Genomic DNA, 20,304 nt, shown 5'->3' on the forward strand with positions numbered 1-20,304 from the left:
ACTCCCTTATCCCCAGTCTCTAGTACCCAGCTTCTAATACCCAGTCCCAATTTAATTAGTTTCTCTTACTTCCCAGCGAAATAGCCTTGGTAGTTGTGATAAATCTAAAGCGTAGTTACCAGTCCACAAGACAATTTCCAGAACCAACAAATAGCGTATCCATAGCAGTTCGCTTGCGGAACCCAAGAGTGTCAACCCCTCATACAACTGCCAGAGGCGATAAGGAAGGTACAAATAAGGAACCATCACCCACACTACGTTGTGAAACTGCCTTAGCGTTATAATCTCCGAAAGAATCTGCAACGCTAACATCACAAAGTACCAGCCAAGTACAATTAGCACAGAAGTGTAGCCCCATACACCCGACAAAACCATTATCGGTAGTGGCAGTAATACTCCCAGCACTTGCACCGTACCAAACCAGATTTTAAACCACCCTGGAAGCGGTTCTGGTAGACTGAATGGCTTCGCATGTCTCCATGCCCAACCCACTACAACTAAAAAAGATGTAGCAAGCAAGAAAAAAATCAGGTTTTCTAAGAACAGGTAAAGATTGATATTAGAAATCATGGGAATAAAATACTAAACCGTAAGTTCCCGTAGGGTAGGGTTTTCTTTCTTGAGTTTAAGAATCAAGTTTGACCTAATGGTCACAGATAATGATAAATTATTAAGCCCTTGACGCGATCGCAAACAAAAATAATACTCTACACCTTTGTGATTGCTTGGATTCAATCCGACCGTTATACAATACCTTCGCCAAAAAAAGAGAATGAAGAGATAGGGCTAATTTTTTGCATTGTCATTAATAGGGTTTCCAAATCGAGTTTAATTTCCGTGATGTCAAGTAGTTTTGGGGGTTGGAGTATTTTATGACCATCAGCCAAACAGCCGTGACTAATGCTGAAGGATAGACTGTTTCCTGCCATTACATTCTCTGCAACAATTCACTAAGTACAAGGAGATAATTATGAGTTCATCAAGTACAGATGCCGCCCCCATTTTAGGCATTGAACAAAATACCCAGAACTTTTTGCAAGCCCTCGCTGCTCAGGGAGGGCCGCCAATCTATACGCTGTCACCTGAAGATGCCCGAAACGTTCTGCGTGGCGCACAAGCGGGTGTAGTAGTAGATAAGCTGCCTGTAGATATTGAAGACCGAGTGATTCCAGGTAGTTCAAATGATGAGATTTCAATCCGCATTGTTCGCCCTCAAGGCAACACAGATACCCTTCCAGTTGTGGTGTATTTCCACGGCGGCGGTTGGGTACTGGGCGACAAAGATACGCACGATCGCCTGATTCGTGAAATTGCTAATGGTACAGAGGCGGCAGTTGTTTTCGTTAACTACACACCTTCACCAGAGGCTCGTTATCCAGTTGCAATTGAACAGGGATATGCAGCTACCAAATGGGTTGCTGAAAATAGCACAGCAATTAACGTCGATAGTTCGCACCTTGTGGTTGCCGGAGATAGTGTGGGTGGCAACGTAGCGGCGGCAGTTACCCTACTGGCGAAGGAACGGCAAACTCCAGCGATCGCCTTTCAAGTGCTGTTTTATCCAGTCACAGATGCAAATTTTGATACTCAGTCCTACACGCAATTTGCAGAAGGTATCTGGCTGACGCGAGAAGCGATGAAGTGGTTTTGGAACCAATATGCGCCGGATGAATCAGTACGGGCAGAACCAACCGCTTCTCCGTTGCAAGCATCAATCGAGCAGCTGCGAGGTTTACCGCCTGCACTGATCGTTACCGACGAGTTTGACGTACTGCGCGACGAAGGCGAGGCATACGCTCGCAAGCTTATGGAAGCAGGCGTTACAGTCACAGCAACACGCTATCTTGGCACGATTCATGATTTCGTAATGTTGAATGCGATCGCCGATACTCCTGCAACACGAGCTGCGATCGCCCAGGCAACCATGATGCTCCGAGATATTTTTGCAAAGTAACGTTTATGTGACTTGAAATTTTAGAGATATCTTCTCCCCTTGGGAGAGGACTCGCGCTTCGCTGCGCTAACGACGGGAACCGGAGCCACTCTGAGTCGCCTGCGGTGAGCAGTCCGTTGGGCGGCTAGCCTTCTCCTAGGGGAGACGCTACGCGTTGCTTTCTGCGGTACACAATTGCAGGCGAATTGCCATAAGTAAATTTACAGAAAAGATACTCAAATTTAAAACTTTAAATGTGGAATGTGCGATATGTTAATTAATACCCACAAATGCGATCGCGTATGTAATTATGCTGAATAAAAAAAGTTGTAGCTGGTGTAGCCAGGGATTTTTAGTGTTTGGTCTGACACTAGCACAACTTTCGACCGGAATTAGGGGGGAGAGTCTTGTCCTTGCCGATATTCAACCTGATAGTACATTGGGTAATGAAGCATCCCAGTTAAAACAAGGGGTTGATATTAATGGTGCAACAGGCGAGCTGATTAATGGTGGTGCAGTGCGAGGAGCAAACCTCTTCCACAGCTTCTCGGAATTTAACGTTGCAGATGGACAACTGGTCTACTTCTCCAACCCTACAGGAGTAGAAAATATCTTCACAAGAGTTATAGGGAATAGCCGTTCCGAGATTTTAGGAAAACTGGGAGTTTTGGGTAATGCCAATCTATTTTTAATTAACCCTAATGGCATTCTATTTGGACAAAATGCACAGTTAGATATTAATGGGTCATTTGTAGCGAGTACAGCGGACAGCTTAGTATTTGGTAATAACTTTGCCTTTAGCGCCAGTAATCCTCAAGCACTACCTCTGCTGACTATAAATGTACCCTTCGGTTTGCAATTTGGGGCAGCGCCAGGAAGTATTGTCAATCGCTCAATAACCACCGATACAAACGGTCAATTGATTGGTCTACAAGTCCCTTTGGCAAAAACTTTAGCACTCGTAGGTGGGGATATTGCACTAGAGGGAGGATACCTGACTGCCGAGAGTGGACGCATCGAGTTGGGTAGTGTTGCCACAAACAACCTCGTAAGAATTACCTCAAACGCTTATGGCTGGGCTTTAGATTACTCAGGTGTTACAAATTTCCGTGACATTAACCTATTTCAGGGAGCACAAGCCAGTATTACTGGAAATGGAGGTAATGCCATCCAAGTGCAGGGAAGGAACTTGACCTTCCGTGAAGGCGCTCAGCTTGTTGCTGATACCAATACAGCACTAGGAGGAAGTTTAATAGTGAATGCCTCTGAGTCCGTGGAATTAACTGGTACATCTGCTGATGCTCAGTTTCCTAGTGCCTTGTTGGCTAGAACTGGCGGTGCTGGTAATGCTGGAGACATCAATATCACCACAAAGCGATTGAATATAGGAAACACAGCAGGTATTTCAACTGCTACTTTAGATGCAGGAAATGCAGGTAATGTAACCGTGAATGCTTCTGAACTAGTGGAAGTGTCTGGAAGCAACGATGATACAGCAAGTTATTTAAATGCTGATGCCCAACCTAATTCTATAGGTAACGCTGGCAATGTCAGCATTACTACTAAACAGTTAATTGTACGTGATGGTGGTCAGGTAAGTTCTACTACTTTCGGTTCAGGAAATGGGGGAAATTTAACTGTCATTGCCTCTGATTTCGTTGATGTGATTGGGGTCAATCCCAGCGATACATTTAGCAGCACTTTGGCAACTCAGAGCGACCAAACAGCCACTGGATTTTCAGGTAATCTCAGAATTGAAACTCAAAAGCTTGCCATTCGAGACGGAGCCTTTGTCTCAGCCTCTAACCGCGGACAGGGACGGGGAGGTAAATTAGAAATCATTGCCACAAAGTCCGTTGAAGTTACTGGTGTCTCATTCCTAGTTGATTACCCCACCTATTTACAAATCGATGGACTAGGAAGAGGAGGCGCTGGCGACCTATTCATTACAACTCCTTCCCTGCTGGTAGATGATAGAGCCAGGATCAGCGTTGCTAGCATATTTGGTGAGGGTGGTAATATCTTCATTAACGCTGGAACCGTAATTTTAAACCACAATGCTGTCATCGAAAGTGATGCCGATCCTAGTGCTAAAGCTTTCCCTAAACCAGACATTACTATTGACAGCACCGCTAATGGTGGCAACACAATTATTAATGCAGATAATTTAGTGTTGGCGAATAATAGTTCGATCGTTGCTAATGCAGTCAAAGGTCAGGGAGGGAATATCCGTATTCGCGTTCAAGGATTTTTTGTATCTCCAGATAGTGTTATCTCTGCTAATTCTCAGCTTGGAATTGATGGAGTTGTAGAAATTAACAAACCCGATGCAGACCCTAGTCGTGGACTCGTCACTTTACCCACAAATCTAGTAGATGCATCCGGGCTGATTGCCCAAAACTGTTCAGTAGGTGGCGCTACAACTGCCCTTCAACAAAGCGAATTTGTAGTCACCGGACGAGGTGGTTTACCACCTAACCCCAGTGAGCCACTTACTAGTGATGCCATCTGGCAAGACTTGCAACCTCATGCTTTGTTGAATGAAAAATTGAGTAATTCTCAAGAAAAAGCAAGAATATCTCAACCACCTACAGCTATTGTGGAGGCTCAAGGATGGGTAATTGGTGCTGATGGAGATATCATCCTCGTAGCCCAAGCACCTACTGTAACTCCAAACAACTCCTCGCTAACACCTGTTAGTTGCCCAGTTGCCCAAAACTGACATATTGTAATTCTTACATGGCCAAAAAACAGCCTAGATTTTTTCCTAAAATTCTAACTTTGCTCCTTTGTGCGCTACTAGGTGTCAGTCTGTCTCTGTTGTTTGGATGGAGTAAAGTTACAGCCTCTGCTCAATCTCACCTTCAGAGCTTATCTCTCTACAAAGGCGACAGCTTAACAGAAAAATCAGGTTTTTACTCCCCTCCGCTTATAGGTGAGCAATTGAGGGAGTCAACATTGCACATATCGAACTCAGATTTAATTGAGCAAGGTAGAGAATTGTACCAAGCAGAGCGATTTGCTGAAGCTGTAACTATTTGGCAACAGGCACTCAAAGGGCATCAAGAAAATCCACTTGTAGAGGCGATGGTACTGAATTATCTCTCTCTGGCTTATCAGCAATTAGGACGGTGGCAACAGGCAACACAAGCAATTACCTCCAGTCTCAAGCTGACTCAAAACTCTAAAAACATCACCCAGCAAGCAAAACTGATCTTTGCCCAAGCTCTTAATACTCAAGGAAGTCTGCAATTAGCGCAAGGTCAAGCAGAACAGGCTCTGAATACTTGGCAGCAAGCAACTGCCGCTTACACCAAAGCAGGTTATGCTTCTGGCAGAATTGGCAGCTTGGTAAATCAGGCTCAGGCTCAACAGGCTTTAGGGCTTTACCTCCAAGCTCGTAAAACCTTAGCTGAGGTAGAACAAGCTCTAGAGAATCAGCCAGACCAGCAACTAAAGATTACAGGATTGCGTGGCCTGGGCAATATTTTGAGATTAGTGGGCGATTTAGGTAATTCCCGTAGGGTTTTACAGCAAAGCTTGGCAGCTATACAAGGTGCAGCTAACGTGTCAAAACAGGATATCAGCGCTACTCTCCTGAGCTTAGGTAACACTGCTCGTACCCAAGGAGATACAGAAGCTGCATTGGCATATTATCAACAAGCTGCTACAAACGCTTCTGCAATAATTACGCAGATTCAGGCGGAAGTTAATCAACTTAATCTATTGATAGCAACTAAACAATTACAAAAAGCTGAAAATCTGCGAAATCAACTCCAGCCTAAGTTTAACGACCTATCTCCCAGTCGCTCTACAATTTATGCACGAATTAACTTTGGCAAAAGTTTGGCAAAGGGAACTCAGGGACAAGGCGAATCTGCTAAATTACTCGCTACAGCAGTTCAACAAGCTAAAAGCTTAGGTGACCAACAAGCTGAATCTTATGCTTTGGGTTATCTAGGTGGACTGTATGAACAAAATCAGCAATGGTCAAACGCTCAAGAGTTAACGCAACAGGCTTTGCAACTAGCACAAGCTATTAACGCCCCAGATATTGCTTATCAATGGCAGTGGCAGCTAGGACGCATCTTAAAAGCAGAAGGGGCAATTAAGCCAGCAACCGCTGCTTATGAAGTTGCTTTTACAACACTCAAATCTTTGCGTAGTGACTTGGTGGCAATTAACTCTGACATCCAGTTTTCTTTTCGTGAGAGTGTCGAGCCTGTATATCGCGAATATGTGGAACTGCTCTTAAATCCAGGAGAAAACACAGAACCAAGTCAGAATAATATTAAACAAGCTCGTCAAGTCATTGAATCGCTACAACTAGCAGAACTCGACAACTTTTTCCGCTCGGCATGTCTGCAAGGACAGATTGTACCAATTGAGCAAATTGAACAGTCAGCAGCAGCTGTGATTTATCCTATCATCCTCAAAGACCGACTAGAAGTAATTGTGAGTTTGCCTCAGCAACCATTACATCACTACAGTACTAAAGTAGCTCAACAGGAAGTAGAAGAAGTATTGGAGCAACTGCGGCAAAATTTGGAAAAGCCTTACACAACACCGGAGGGCAAAGCTTTATCTACAAAAGTTTATGACTGGTTAATTCGCTCAATGGAAGCGGGACTGTCTCAAAGCCAGGTAAAAACGTTGGTGTTTGTGTTGGATGGTTCTCTGCGGAATATAGCGATCGCAGCCCTATATGATGGCAAACAGTATCTAGTAGAAAAATATAGCATCGCCCTCACACCAGGACTGGAATTATTAGGCCCTAAACCATTAAATAAAAGCAAGCTGAAAACCTTGGTGGCTGGACTGACAGAAGCACGGCATGGATATAGCCCACTACCAAATGTTAGTGATGAATTAAAGGCAATTGAGTCGGAAGTACCTAGTGAAATTCTCCTAAATCAGACATTTACCAGTTCAGCATTACGAAAACAAATCGACTCACTCCCCTTTTCTGTGGTGCATTTGGCAACTCACGGTCAATTTAGTTCCAATGCGGATGAAACCTTTGTCTTGGCTTGGGATAAGCCAGTAAAAGTCAACGAATTGAAAGATTTGCTTCGCAGCAGAAACCAAACTAAACCTGAGCCGATTGAATTACTTGTCCTCAGTGCCTGTGAAACTGCTGAGGGAGACAAACGAGCAGCTCTAGGATTAGCTGGAGTGGCAATACAAGCAGGCGCACGCAGTACCTTGGCTTCTCTTTGGAGTGTAGATGATGCATCTGGTACTCAGCTGATTAGTAAATTTTACCAGGAGTTAGCGACTAAGAAAGTAACGAAGGCAGAAGCACTGCGCCAAGCTCAACTCTCACTGTTAAAAGACCCAGATTACCGACATCCTGTGCATTGGGCACCTTACATCTTACTAGGAAATTGGCTTTAGTGCGTGCAAGGGATGCGATCGCCATCATTAATTTAGAGAAATCCAACTAAATTGTTATGATTGCCTAAATATAATCCGAACAAGCACAAGTGCCGCGTAATGATATTGACCGTATTAGAGAGAAAATTCGGCTTCGCCAGTATGACATGTCAGCCCATGCAATGGAAGAGATGGCTGAGGATATGCTGACTATCTTGGATGTGGAAGAAGCTGTTTTAAATGGTCAAGTCATTCGGGTTGAAAAAGATGACCCGAGAGGCACAAATATGTAGTAGTAGGGACTGCACTGGATCGACACATTCTGCCAAGGAGAGATGCTTACGCGAACGTCACTAACGCAACCGACGGAAACTGCCAGGACTGCGACTACCTCACCGCGTCTTCTTCAACGCCACAGCTAGCTTTTTATTAACTCAGCAAATTTTTTCTTTTTTATTTTCCAAACCCCTGCATAAATTCCAAAACCTCAACGTGTAACTCAGCAAGGAGTTCAAAAGCTAACGCCAAACTCCACTACACAAAAACTTTACTCGTTAAGGATAAATTGAAATGCCTACATACACAGGTGACAATTCTAACAACTTATTCATAGTCGTCGAAGATGGTCAACCTTGGGTACTCTCCGGCAAAGCAGGCGATGATAACTTATCTGGTGCATCTCAGAACGACACAATTTATGGTGATGAAGGTAACGACGTACTCCAAGGAGGTGCTGGCAACGACACAATAGTTGGTGGAACAGGCAGTGACAGTATATATGGTGGCATTGGCGATGATACTTTGATAGATACAGATGGCAATGTCGATGGTGGTGCTGGCACTGACACTTTAGTAGCAAACTACAGTCAATTGAATAATGGTGCTGGTATTGACGTAGGATATTTGGGACAAAATGTCATCTTCAGTCGCCTCACTGGTACTGGCGTACTTGGTTTTAGCAATGTTGAGCGATTTGAAATCACAGGCACACAGTATGCAGATGTACTGCGTGGTGCTGCTGGTAATGACATCCTCAAAGGTGGTGCTGGCAATGATATTGTCAATGGCGGTGCTGGTAATGATAGCCTTTATGGTGAGGCTGGCGATGACACACTAGTTGGTGGTGCTGGTTATGACATGCTCTCTGGTGGCGATGGTAATGATAATTTAAATGATACAGATGGCACTGTTGATGGTGGTGCAGGCATCGACACTTTAGTAGCAGACTACAGCCAATTGAATAATGGTGCTGGTGTGGATGTAGGATATAACGGACAAAATGTCATCTTCAGTCGCCTCACTGGTACTGGCATACTTGGTTACAGCAATGTTGAGCGGTTTGAAATCACAGGCACGCAATATGCAGATGTGTTGCGTGGTGGTGCTAGCAATGACATTCTCAAAGGAGGCGCTGGCAATGATTTCGTCAGTGGCGGTGCTGGTAATGATAGCCTCTATGGTGAGGCTGGCGATGACAGCATCGAAGGTAATGATGGCAACGATGTGATTTATGGCGACTCGCCGAATGTTGTTTTCTCCGGCTCCGCAAAAGACACTGTTTATGGTGGCAACGGCAATGATACGATTTTCGGCGGTCAAGACAATGACTATATCGATGGTGGGGTTGGTGATGACAGCCTCGATGGTGGGGTTGGTGATGACATCGTTGAGGGTGGTGCTGGCTACGATTATCTTTATGGTGGAGATGGTAACGACACTCTCATAGATGCAGATGGTTATCTTGATGGTGGTGCAGGCACTGATACGCTACTAATAAGCTACAACCAGTTCAACAATGGCGCTGGTATTGATGTCCAACAAAATACTATTCTCAGTCGCCAAACTGGTAGTGTGTTAGTCAACTACAGCAATATTGAACGGTTAGACGTAGCAGGCACACAGTATGCCGATGTACTGCGTGGTGGTGCTGGTAATGACATCCTAAAAGGTAGTGCTGGCAATGATGCACTCAGTGGCGGTGCTAGTAACGATTATCTCTATGGTGAGTCTGGTAATGATACCCTCAGTGGTGATGCTGGCTTTGACTATCTGTATGGTGGCGATGGCGATGATACTTTAATTGACACAGATGGTTCTGTCGATGGTGGTACAGGTACTGACACGTTAGTAGCAGACTACAGCCAATTGAATAATGGTGCTGGTGTCGATGTGGGATACAACGGACAAAATACCATCTTCAGCCGCCTCACTGGAAATTCTGTACTCAATTACAGCAATATTGAGCGCTTGAACATCACGGGTACACAATATGCTGATGTGCTGCGAGGTGGCGCTGGTGATGACATCCTTAAAGGTGCTGCTGGTAACGATGCTTACGCTGCCGGAGCAGGTAATGATACTGTGATTGATACAGATGGTTCTGTCGATGGTGGTATAGGCACTGATACTCTAGTGGCAGACTACAGCGCGTTAAATGGTGCTGGTATTGATGTGCAACAAAATGCTATTCTCAGCCGCCAAACTGGTAATACTTTACTCAGTCATGTCAATATTGAACGATTTGACATCACAGGTACACAGTATGCTGATGTGCTGCGTGGTGGTGCTGGCGACGACATCCTTAAAGGTGGAACTGGTGATGATATTGTCAGTGGTGGAACAGGCTATGACACGCTCTCTGGTGGAGATGGCAATGATACTTTAACTGATATAGATGGTAGTGTTGACGGTGGTACAGGTATTGACACTTTAGTAGCAGACTACAGTCAGTTCAACAGTAGTGCTGTTGTTGACATGGAGTACCAGGGACAAAATACAATTTTCAACCTGCAAACTGGTGCTAAACTACTCACCTACAGCAATATTGAGCGGTTAGATATTACAGGTACGCAATACGCCGATGTACTGCGTGGTAACGCTGGCAATGACATCCTTAAAGGTGGTGCTGGCAATGATATTGTCAATGGCGGTGCTGGTAATGATGCTCTCATTGGCGGGGCTGGTTATGACACGCTCTCTGGTGGAGATGGCAATGATACTTTGACTGATATAGATGGTAATGTTGACGGTGGTGTAGGTACTGACACCCTCATAGCAGACTACAGCTTATTCAACAATGGTGCTGGTATTCACGTTGGATACCAAGGACAAAATGCTATCTACAGCCGCGTAAATGGTAGCGTTGTACTCAACTACAGCAATATTGAGCAGCTTGACATCACAGGCACACAATATACTGATGTTTTCGAGGGTGGCGCTGGCAATGACAACTTCAAAGGCGGTGCTGGCTATGATGAACTCAACGGCGCTGCTGGTAATGATGTTCTCGTTGGTGGTGCTGGTAATGATATCCTTACTGGTGGTGTTGGTGCAGATAAATTTGTGTTCAATTCTAAGCTAGAAGGCTTAGATGTTATCAAAGACTTCAATCGCCAGGAAAGTGACAAGATTCAGATTTCTAAAGTTGGATTTGGTGTTACTGACATCAGTGGTTTTAGCTACAACGATGCTACTGGTGGCCTGTTCTTCCAAGGCGCTCAATTTGCTACCCTTGAGAATAAACCTACTGGTTTCGCTGTTAGTTCAGACATCCAGCTTGTTTAGAAATTAGTCTGACAAGTTCATAATTTAAAGCTTTGCAACTACACCCAGTGATTTGAATCTCTGGGTGTAGTGGCGTAACCGGACTAAAAAAATGCATTAATAAACCACAGAGGCGAGGCAGTGCGTTGGGCGGCTTTGCCGACTTGAAGCAACTGCCGTGCAGAGAACACAAACAGAAAAGAAGATTGCTACTATAATACGGTGCGTTAGGCGCTTTGATAGTTTTTCCTCATGATAAATCATATCGAAAATATGCGCCTAACACACCCTATAGGAATTTTATTTTTACTTTATAAATAACCTCTAAATGTGGGCTTGTACTATTTCACAAAGTCTGTGATTTAGGTGTACAGCAAGGAACAATACCGACAGAAGCAGAGTTATCTAAATTAACTTGTTTGAGTAGCTCTATCCAAGCTGATGCTATTTCTGGATCTTCGCGTTTACTACTTTGCATCTGTTCTCCTAAAGTAGTTAAGGCATCGTACCAGATTCCATTTTGGGCAAAAACAGCAGCACGTTCTAGGGGAGTCTTAGCTGTTTGAAGTTGCTTTTGTAGCTTTGGTTCTAAAGCAATTCGTGTCACTGAACCACGAACATAAACAGAGGCAGAGGGCTTATCTGAATCGCAATAAATAGAAAAAGTCCAGCGATAAGATTTGCCAACTTCTAGAGCTGCTGTAGGCGGTACAGCAACGCTGATAATTCCCGCCGCTGTTTCTGGTGGATTAAATTTTGTCTGATAAACATAATTATCTGTGTCATCCTGTATGACAAACTCTACAGGAACTTTCGGAGTTAATTTGTCAGACACCAAAAACCAAAATGTTGGGTTTTGAGATATTGACTGTCCCCAAACTGACTCTTTTGTTCCTGTCTTCGTTATGGGTACTAAAGCTGTAAGCGTTTCATACTGCTTACACGGGCCACGACTACCTCCACCTCTACGCCGTCCTCTGGGTTCTCCTGGTTTTTCTACTGCAACTGGTGCAACATACCGTACTTTAGCGGTTGATGTTGGCGTTTGTGCCAGCCCATATTGCCAATTGCCAGGGAAGTTAATAATACTTAGAGTCAATGCGGTGGTGAGGGTAGCGGTTTTTAACCGGAGTACCTTGTTCATAGCTAATATCAATCAATTTGCATTCAACATACGTAATTTCTACGAACAGTTAATAACTATAAGTTACAAAAAATTTCTGTTCCTATCTCCTTATACACTCTCTATAACTAAGATTTCTGAGCTTTATAAAAACTTTTATTTGTGTAGATAATATAACTGCCTGTGACTAATAATGAGAATATCGGTGGTACTAGGGGCACCCAGCCACCTTGAGTTAATAAAAGCAAACAAAGTCCATATAGTGTGCTTGTTGCTATAAATACAGCAATACTTAGGTAAGCTATTCTGCGAAAACACCAAGCAAGTAGACCGCCTGTCAAAGACCAACTCCAAATCCAGCAGATTTCACCCCATTGAGGCCAAACCCATAAAAACGGTCTTTGGTCTAAAGCAGCACTGAGAATTTGGCTTACCATCTGTGCTTGAATGAGTATGCCTGGTACAATATCTGAAGGCCCTGCACCATAGGGTGTAGACCAGTAATCGCTACTACTATTACTGGTGACTCCAATAAGAATAATTCGGTCTTTGACGGCATTGGGATTGACCTGTCCGTTGAGGACTTGGGTAAGGGTGACTTGGCGAGCGATCGCTTGCACAGTTGGCGAGGTACGATAATTAAGTAAAAGTTGAGTACCTTGTGCATCCACTGTCTGATAACCGCCAGTCCGGTTTTGCAAGCGCGGAAAAATTTTATTCCCCAACTGTAAATCCCATTCCGGCGTAAACTTGGCTGTAATTCCTTTGGCTTGCAGATAACGAAATGCCAATTGCACGCTGAATGCATAACTAGAAGTGCAAGACGATGAAACAGGATTTGGAGTCATTGCCAAGAGGTGACGGCGCAACACACTGTCGTTATCTTCCACAAAATCACTAAAACCCAGTCTTGCTTCTGGTATTTCTGGTGGAGGTGCAATGCCTGTAGGATCGTATTGTGGATCGGCACGTTTGCAAATGGCAATTAAGCGATCGCTTCGTTGCATCCGCTTGACTAATTCTGGCTGGTTGGAACTTACTGGATAATCTCGGTATATATCTAGACCAATAGCTTGGGGTTGGTATTGTTCCAGTTTTGCCAGCAGTAAGTTCAGATACTTGTCTGAAAGCGAACCTCGCCGCGGTTCTTGTCCTTGAGCTTGTATATCTTCGTCTGTAACACTGACGACAAGCAACCGCGGATCTGGTTCTTGGGCTGGGCGCGATCGCATTAACTGGTCGAATGCTTGAATCTCTACAGTTTGTAATCCACCAAGCAACCGTATTAATACTATAATCAAAGTAACAAATACGCCACTTACTAATACTACTGGCAATTGCTGATAGTTGAGTTGTGGCAGGTGGATGCTCATCTGACCACACAAATCCTGCCAGCTTGGCGGCATCTCTGCTGGATTCTGGCAAATTACAGGTAACCAAGTAGCACAAGGAAAGTTTTCCTCTAGAGGTTGTAACTTTTCTCTACTCTCCCGGACTGCTGCGTATAAGGATTGCCCGCGGGAAAAAGCTGTTAGGAAATGTTTGAGAAATTCCTGTGCTATCTTGTCAGGGACAGGTTCTCGCATCACAATTACTTGAGGCAAATGCAAATCGGCTAAATCTCGCGCTAGTCCTAAACCATCACAAGAGTTAAAAATTGCTAGCTGCAAACCCTGAGCGATCGCTTTTTGCAACCCATACTTCAACCGATCGATTGTTAAAGTTTGAGTTGGATTTAGTTGTATTTGTCCTTTGCCTTTGCTAGAACTATGTCCTGCAAAAAAGAGAATATCCCAACCAGATTCCCACAATTGTTCAGTTAAGTCGCAGCTATTTGGTTCAACTAAAAATTTGAGTTCTGTATTGGGTAGTTGCTTTAGTAAACATTGGTCTTTTTCAACATCAATTTTTTGGCGATCGCCTAAAATTGCTAAAATCCTGACTTTGCCTTTGTGCTTGCTAGTAATTGCTTTAATCGAGCGGGCATACTCTGGAGGACTAAGGGCAATTTCTGCTTGAGGATAATCTGTAAAAAAATGCCACAAACACCAAGGAAGTCTTAAAACTTCATTGGAATCGGCTGTAATTATGCAGCGAATTTCATCTGTAGGCGTAAGTTGAGTACGTAGCTTTCGGTCAATATTGAGAAATGGTGCGCTATTCAGCCATGTGTTAATGCCCTGTTGTAATTCTTGGCAGAGGTCGTTAAACTCTGTTTGAGAAATATGAGTAACATCATCTTCATCAATTTCAAATTCAGAAATATGGTTACTACGCCAACCTAAACTTGCATACAGTACTTCATACAGCACTTGCCAACGTTGATAAAGACTCTGTAGTTGTGGTGCAGCAGGTAACCCCCCTGTAAATTGCATTGGCGTGGGTGTATCTGTTTGCCAAAGTTGAGCTGCGATCGTGGAAAACCCTTGCTGCAAGTTTCCTTTGCCTAAGTTCAGGACGATCAGTTTACTCATGGCTTTTGCACTAATTCTAATTCTCGATCTAAAGTTACCCAATAGGGATGTATAACCTCAGAATAATCCTGATATTGCTAAACTTACATTTGGCGTTCCTCTGTTTTTACTTTTTTACTCATAAAAAATGTTACCAGAAGCAGCATTATATCCTTGTAATTTTGATGATACACTTTATCCATTAATTTAATATAAATATAAGAATTTATTCATTGTAATTAAAGTGTTGAATTATTCACAAGTAGCGAGGTTAGAAATACTGACTAGTTTTGAAGATAACTATCCTAATTGTTGCCGCTTACAAACACGATCGCTTCGGCTCACAAACAAGCCGATTTTCTGCTCAAATTAAGGTTCTTGTCAGCTTTTGGCGATCGTTGAAAGTTACGCACTTTAAGGCAGAAGGCAGAAGGCAGACGGCAGAAGGTTTTAAGACGTTTTGTTATCCGAGCGTGGGACTTGTGACTAAGACGGGCGATCGCTTACGGCTTTGTTGTGATGCAGATGTCCTATAATCCTTGCACTGCTTCAATTGTGGGAATTTTTCCTTCTTCCTCCTTCTGCCCTCTGCCTTCCCTCAACCAATATCGCCAAAAGTTGCCAAGACCTCAAATTAAATGCAACACCAGACATACTGTCCCAGTACTGAATGGCACTAAGAAAAGCGCAAATCCTTAATTTGGTTGGCTTTTGGGTGTAAGGGTGTAGGGGTGTAGGGGTGTAGGGGTGTAAGGAAAAGAATTAAAACCAACTAATCAGACTCGCAAAGCAACACTCTTCCCCTACACCCCACACCCCTATACTCCTACACCCAGCCATAGCAAGAGTTTCACGTTTTCTTAGTGACATTCGTCCCAGTACTTGTTCTAAATCTTTTACGTTAGATTGTCTGACAAAGCTCTTCACTTCAACAACAATTCTTTGAAATCCCTTCTCAGCACTGATAAGGCGTTCTATTCCCAAATCAGCCGATAAGCTCTTTTTCCATTTTAAGTCACGATAGGAGTTCAGTCAGGGCGATCGCTTTCTACCCTGACTGTACTGAAGGACGTAGGTTTACCAGGAGGCGGTGGTTGGCCAGATAGCAAAGGTTATTCCTGGACTTTGCATGTTGACAAACATCGTCTGACCATCTGGGGAGAAGCAGACCCCGGCGAACTCTGATGTATTGAGGGCATTCTTGGCAAACTTATAAAGACTGCCACTGGAAGTGATGCCCAGAATGTAATCCGTTCCATCCCCATCTTCACAGAGGAAGATATCCCGGTTGGGGAAAACTATAATATTGTCTGGATTGTCTAGCACACCAGAATTATTGGGTTCAATATAGAGATCAACAGTATTATTAGTAGGCGAATAACGCCAGATCTGCCCATCTCCAGAACTACCCCCACTCTTGCAAGTGAAGTAGACATAACCACTGCCATAAAAGATGCCTTCCCCCCCTGAAAACCTGGCGGCACCATTGTTATAACCTTGTGTCCTGACGGTATCAGTGGCGGGATCGGGAGTGTTAATCTGTACCCATTCCACCGCCTTAGGCGTATTTTTTGGGAAACCTGTTGCCGTGTTGATTCCAGGCGACCCCGTAATCTTTAAGGCGTATAGCGAGCCGCCAGCATTCAGGTTGTTGCTTTGGTTGGGAATGAAGCGGTAGAACAGTCCGTTCCCCTGGTCTTCCGTCATGTAGATATACCCTGTGTTGGGGTCTACAGCGGCAGCCTCGTGATTAAAACGCCCCATTGCTGTTAGTGGAGCGGGGGTAACAAAAGTATTTGCGCTACTTGGAACTTCAAAAACATAGCCATGCTTCTTGTTGTTATTGGTTTCAAAGGTTTCTTCACAGCTTAACCATGACCCTGAAGGTGTAGGGCCACCAGCACAATTGCGAATAGTTCCCGCTAGGACTCCCCGATGGCTTACCAAGGTGCGGGAAGAATTAACAACCAATTTAGTGCAACCGCCCCTCGCATTTGAGTTGTACTTACTGCCAGTAGGAGCGCCCAGACCATTGCTAGAAGTGGGAGTGAGTTCGTGGTTGCGAATTAGAATCGTATTACCATTAGATCCTGCAAAAGCACCCATACCATCGTGACCACCGGGTACTTTGTAACCATCATTCATCGTTTGACCTGTTTCGGACAGTCTGCGGTAAGTGAATCCAGCTGGCAAATCTAATACTCCGTTGGGGTCGGCTACTAAATTGCCGTAGGGGCCCGCAGCGATCGCGGGTTTAGCATAGAATGCTTGCAAAGGAGATAGAAGGACAGCACCTGTAGCCGATGCCCCTGCTAGGGTAAAAAACTGACGTCTCGATAGATTCAATGTAAACTCCCTAATGTTTTGGATGAGGCTTAATTGGTTGCAAATGGCCAGCCTCAATTATCTAGGAGGAGCAGTTTTTTTAAATTAATAATAGGTTAAAAAAAGATTATTCAAGGCATTAAATTAATGTAGAAAATATACAAATTTCTAATTACTAAATACTGTACCAAATAGCTGATCTAGTAATTTGAAAATTGCAAAAAACATCGGTGGGTAGAATGCTTACTTAGTAAGGTTTTCAGCCTTAGCAACTGTCTTGTGAGCTTAATTTTGATATTAAGGAAAGTTGCGATCGCAAAATGCGGAATATAGGTTCAATACCTGAAAGCATTACTATATCCGGGTTATGGGAAATCCCAATATTTTAAAACTAACCTGCGGAATGTGAGATTAACAGAGCATTGAGAAATACACTTGGATTGTAGTCAGAGCTAATACTGGATACTTAACTTTCAAAGTCTTCTGTGAAGCTCAAATCATCTAGTTCAACCTGAAGACTAAATTTTGTGTTCAACGGACATTTGAACCGCTTCAGTTGGATGGAGTTATCTGCTTCCCGTGCTTCGACTAACTGGACAGTTTGCCCTGATGCTGAAATCAGCGATAATCTGATATTGGCAGGTAAATGACGATCGCGATCGCTGGGATAAAGTTGAGTGCGAATCCCGACTCTGCCATCTGCCTCGGCTGTTAACGTCAGCATCAGTACTACGGTTTGAGTGCCTAAGTTAATTACCTTTACCCGTCTGATTTGTTCAACCGACTCGCTAACCTCTCGAAAGCTGAAGGCAAAATCTGGCTGTGCTCCAAAAAGCGTTTCAATTGTTTGCCAGCTATCTGCAACAATGTTCTGGAACCATTGGCGCAAGTTGACAGTTAGAGTGGTTGGACTTCTGCGTTGTTGCCATTCTTCTCTCTGTAGTAAAGCTCCCCAAAGTTCAAACGGCAATTCCAGGCGAGGATTAGTAATTGTAGGGTTGGCTAAACGCTGCAACAGGCTTTCAACTTGAGTATCTGATAAAGCAGGGAGTGGAGCTAAAGCTGCTTGTGTTGGTTCGTCAGGATACAGTTGACGTACTACCCAAAGTACGTTTAAGTCTTCAACCATCTGATTGGCATCTAAACAGTAGGTGCGTTCTTGAGAATCGTAACTACCTTGATTTTTCAATTGTTCGTGGGTGGTATAGCCCCAGATTCGCATCCACTCACCATCAGGATTGACTTGCACTGCTAGATAATAATCTCCTACCCAGTTAGGAATATCTACCCATTCTTGAGGCACGTAAAATTCTCTGGTTTCCAAAGTCTTGTCTGGAATCAGAATCAGACGCTTTGTATCTATATGTATGGCAGTTCCGTTGACCACTTCCCAAGAATTGAGCAGCGCACTGACATCAGTCCTCACAGATGCTTCTGGAGCATATTCTGCTTGCAGCCAAGGCAAAAAGGTGCTGAGGCAAACTTGATTGAGATAAGCATTCCAACGACCACGGAGGCTGACACAGGATTGGCTCCCTTGCCAAGACTGGTCTTGAATCTCTGGGGAAACCTCTAACCATAATTGAGTTGGCGGAACACACGAAAAAGACATGACTACTGCTCCTGGGTGGTGTTATCGTTCGGATTACTGAAATAACTCAGCAACCATTCCTCTAAAACAGCACTAACATGTTTAACCACGTTGGAAGTTGGAGAAATATGCATTGTCTCCTGGCTCCACCTAACAAGTGTTAATAGTAAAGATTCTCTGACCTTAGCCAGTCGGCGGGAAACTTGATACTGTTGAATTTGCAGTTGTTTGGCGATTTGCTGTTGGGTAAGTCCTTGCTGATAATATAGTTGCATCAATTGCTGCGATTGTGGCTCAAGTTGGGCGATCGCATCTATTAAAACTGTTTTAATTTTGATTTCTTGATTTTTTTGAGTTTCTGTTTCTTCACGTTCAATCAAGTTTGCTAGTAAAGATTCATTGGTATCTGGCAAATCATCTTGTAATTCACCTTCTGTTTGTCCTGGTCTGGATACATTAAGAGATGCAACTACTGGATACAAATAAGAACGTGCTTGTTTGGAGCAAAACAACAGCCACTTTTCTAAGGTTTGGGAATTACATTCTTGTCCTGGCGGTTTGAGCTGAGTGAGGCGATCGCTATTATATAGTTGAGCAATTACCTTCCAAGTATCTTCGTCAGGTCGTTGCAACTTGCGAATTTCTGGGGATTTTGTGAGAATATAACCTTTTTCAAAACACGCCCAAGCTAAAAGATAGGAAGCAATAATTTCAGGTGTTAGCCCAGCACTTTGCAAAGATTCCTGTAGTTGCTTGCGGCTTAATTTCAGCAGTAACGCCCAATCATTAGAAAAATCGATTTCTTGTTTTTGGCGTAAAGCATCGCGAATAATATTACCAAAAGCTACATTACTATAACTTTTAAGGCTGCCATTTTGGTCAGGGTCGCAGCCTTTTAATATTTTCGGAACTTCTGCGATCGCCAACTGAAAACAGTCAGACAATTTACAATGCACGCTGCCAAATTGGGGAATTGTTCTTTGTGTCGCCCAATAACAGGTTTCTTGTAAATAAGCAGACAAATGTCCCTCAGCTAGAGAGTTTGGCTGAGTTTGCCAGGACTTGTGCCAATAAATTGCCCAAAACTTTTCTGAGTTTTTCGTTTCTGGTATCTGTAGCAAGCAATTCTGGATGCTGCGGCGTAGTTTCGCATCATATACCCAACTCTGGACGCTATCAAACTCAAATTTTAGGAAGGTTGAAAAAACTTCATAAATGCTTTGGCGAGGACGCATGAATTACTAACTAGGTGTGGAAAAATATCTGAGGGACATTATACGTCCCATATTTCAGGTGGTATAAATCCTTGACCAAATTATGGTACATAAAGATAAATCATTTATTGTCAAGAAGACTTATCTCTTAAAAAGATTATCACCCATTGTATCAAACAAACTTAGAAAATCAACTAATAGAAGCTGAATTATTATGTGTTTACCATTCCATTTATGGAGAGAAAATAAAATTAACCGATTTTAACAACTAGAGTTAACTAGTAATAATTACCCCTTTTTTCCTCTGTGTCTTTGGCATTCCAGTTACTTCAACGGGGTGAAGCTGCTTCTGGTGCATCCGCTACATGTCGCTAACAGCAGTTGCCACTTAGGTCGGGGAATTTGCCAGCACCAACTCACGTTTGCGCGTTTACCTTTATTAAATATTCAGTGCATTTTTGAGAAAATTACTATCACATGAAGTTAAAACAATGTATGATTTGAATTTACTATGAAAGTAAAAAATAAATTTGAAAAGTATGTAAAGAAAATAAAAATTATTATTAATTATTATTGCGATTAACAGGATGTTGCTATCAAGACTCACAAGTTCCTCAAAATTACCTTCTAATTTGAACGTAGAGATGCTGTCTCATGAGTGATGAGAACTACCTAGAGCTATCAGTTTAAAAATGGATGAGTCGCAAAATTGGGGTGCTCCCGTTAACCGAAAAGTATTTGGATTC

General features: G+C 43.4%; 14 protein-coding genes. 6 read left to right on the plus strand and 8 right to left on the minus strand.

Annotation, left to right across the window (positions count from 1 at the left end; genetic code table 11):
* Positions 1 to 51: 51 nt before the first annotated feature.
* Both RMY31_RS02250 and RMY31_RS02255 read right to left on the minus strand, forming a co-directional pair.
* A complete protein-coding gene (locus RMY31_RS02250; protein ID WP_322658949.1) occupies positions 52 to 570 on the minus strand; it encodes a hypothetical protein in 519 nt (172 codons plus the stop codon).
* A 173-nt stretch (positions 571 to 743) separates the two neighbouring features.
* A complete protein-coding gene (locus RMY31_RS02255) occupies positions 744 to 929 on the minus strand; it encodes a hypothetical protein (RefSeq protein WP_322658948.1) in 186 nt (61 codons plus the stop codon).
* Between the two features lie 41 nt (positions 930 to 970).
* On the opposite strand from RMY31_RS02255, the gene RMY31_RS02260 reads away from it, so the two are divergent.
* The 5 genes from RMY31_RS02260 (at position 971) to RMY31_RS02280 (ending at position 10,873) form a co-directional block, all read left to right on the plus strand.
* Entirely contained in the window at positions 971 to 1,954 is a 984-nt protein-coding gene (locus RMY31_RS02260) for an alpha/beta hydrolase (RefSeq protein WP_322658947.1), read from the plus strand.
* A 289-nt stretch (positions 1,955 to 2,243) separates the two neighbouring features.
* A complete protein-coding gene (locus RMY31_RS02265; protein WP_322658946.1) occupies positions 2,244 to 4,655 on the plus strand; it encodes a filamentous hemagglutinin N-terminal domain-containing protein in 2,412 nt (803 codons plus the stop codon).
* A gap of 236 nt (positions 4,656 to 4,891) precedes the next feature.
* The gene (locus RMY31_RS02270) at positions 4,892 to 7,330 is read left to right on the plus strand and encodes a CHAT domain-containing protein (protein ID WP_322658945.1); all 2,439 of its coding nucleotides are present in this window, start codon (positions 4,892 to 4,894) and stop codon (positions 7,328 to 7,330) included.
* 146 nt (positions 7,331 to 7,476) lie between these two features.
* On the plus strand, positions 7,477 to 7,602 hold the full coding sequence (locus RMY31_RS02275; RefSeq protein ID WP_322658944.1) for a DUF4258 domain-containing protein: 126 nt from the start codon (positions 7,477 to 7,479) through the stop codon (positions 7,600 to 7,602).
* 277 nt (positions 7,603 to 7,879) lie between these two features.
* A complete protein-coding gene (locus RMY31_RS02280) occupies positions 7,880 to 10,873 on the plus strand; it encodes a calcium-binding protein (protein WP_322658943.1) in 2,994 nt (997 codons plus the stop codon).
* 325 nt (positions 10,874 to 11,198) lie between these two features.
* On the opposite strand, the gene RMY31_RS02285 is transcribed toward RMY31_RS02280, so the two are convergent.
* A complete protein-coding gene (locus tag RMY31_RS02285) occupies positions 11,199 to 11,996 on the minus strand; it encodes a DUF928 domain-containing protein (RefSeq protein ID WP_322658942.1) in 798 nt (265 codons plus the stop codon).
* A gap of 107 nt (positions 11,997 to 12,103) precedes the next feature.
* The gene (locus RMY31_RS02290; RefSeq protein WP_322658941.1) at positions 12,104 to 14,449 is read right to left on the minus strand and encodes a CHASE2 domain-containing protein; all 2,346 of its coding nucleotides are present in this window, start codon (positions 14,447 to 14,449) and stop codon (positions 12,104 to 12,106) included.
* A 269-nt stretch (positions 14,450 to 14,718) separates the two neighbouring features.
* Here RMY31_RS02290 and RMY31_RS02295 point away from each other — a divergent pair, with 269 nt between their 5' ends.
* Complete coding sequence (locus tag RMY31_RS02295; protein ID WP_322658940.1) at positions 14,719 to 14,964, plus strand: hypothetical protein; 246 nt, start codon at positions 14,719 to 14,721, stop codon at positions 14,962 to 14,964.
* Positions 14,965 to 15,190: 226 nt separating this feature from the next.
* Here the strand turns inward: RMY31_RS02295 and RMY31_RS02300 are convergent, their stop codons facing one another.
* From RMY31_RS02300 to RMY31_RS02315, 4 genes are all read right to left on the minus strand, one after another.
* Complete coding sequence (locus RMY31_RS02300) at positions 15,191 to 15,460, minus strand: element excision factor XisH family protein (RefSeq protein WP_409877138.1); 270 nt, start codon at positions 15,458 to 15,460, stop codon at positions 15,191 to 15,193.
* 45 nt (positions 15,461 to 15,505) lie between these two features.
* The gene (locus RMY31_RS02305) at positions 15,506 to 16,774 is read right to left on the minus strand and encodes an alkaline phosphatase PhoX (RefSeq protein WP_322658939.1); all 1,269 of its coding nucleotides are present in this window, start codon (positions 16,772 to 16,774) and stop codon (positions 15,506 to 15,508) included.
* 445 nt (positions 16,775 to 17,219) lie between these two features.
* Entirely contained in the window at positions 17,220 to 18,365 is a 1,146-nt protein-coding gene (locus RMY31_RS02310; RefSeq protein WP_322658938.1) for a DUF1822 family protein, read from the minus strand.
* Positions 18,366 to 18,367: 2 nt separating this feature from the next.
* Entirely contained in the window at positions 18,368 to 19,579 is a 1,212-nt protein-coding gene (locus RMY31_RS02315; RefSeq protein WP_322658937.1) for a sigma-70 family RNA polymerase sigma factor, read from the minus strand.
* Positions 19,580 to 20,304: the final 725 nt, after the last annotated feature.

This window comes from Dendronalium sp. ChiSLP03b (genome assembly GCF_034531165.2).
Classification (GTDB): domain Bacteria; phylum Cyanobacteriota; class Cyanobacteriia; order Cyanobacteriales; family Nostocaceae; genus Dendronalium; species Dendronalium minutum.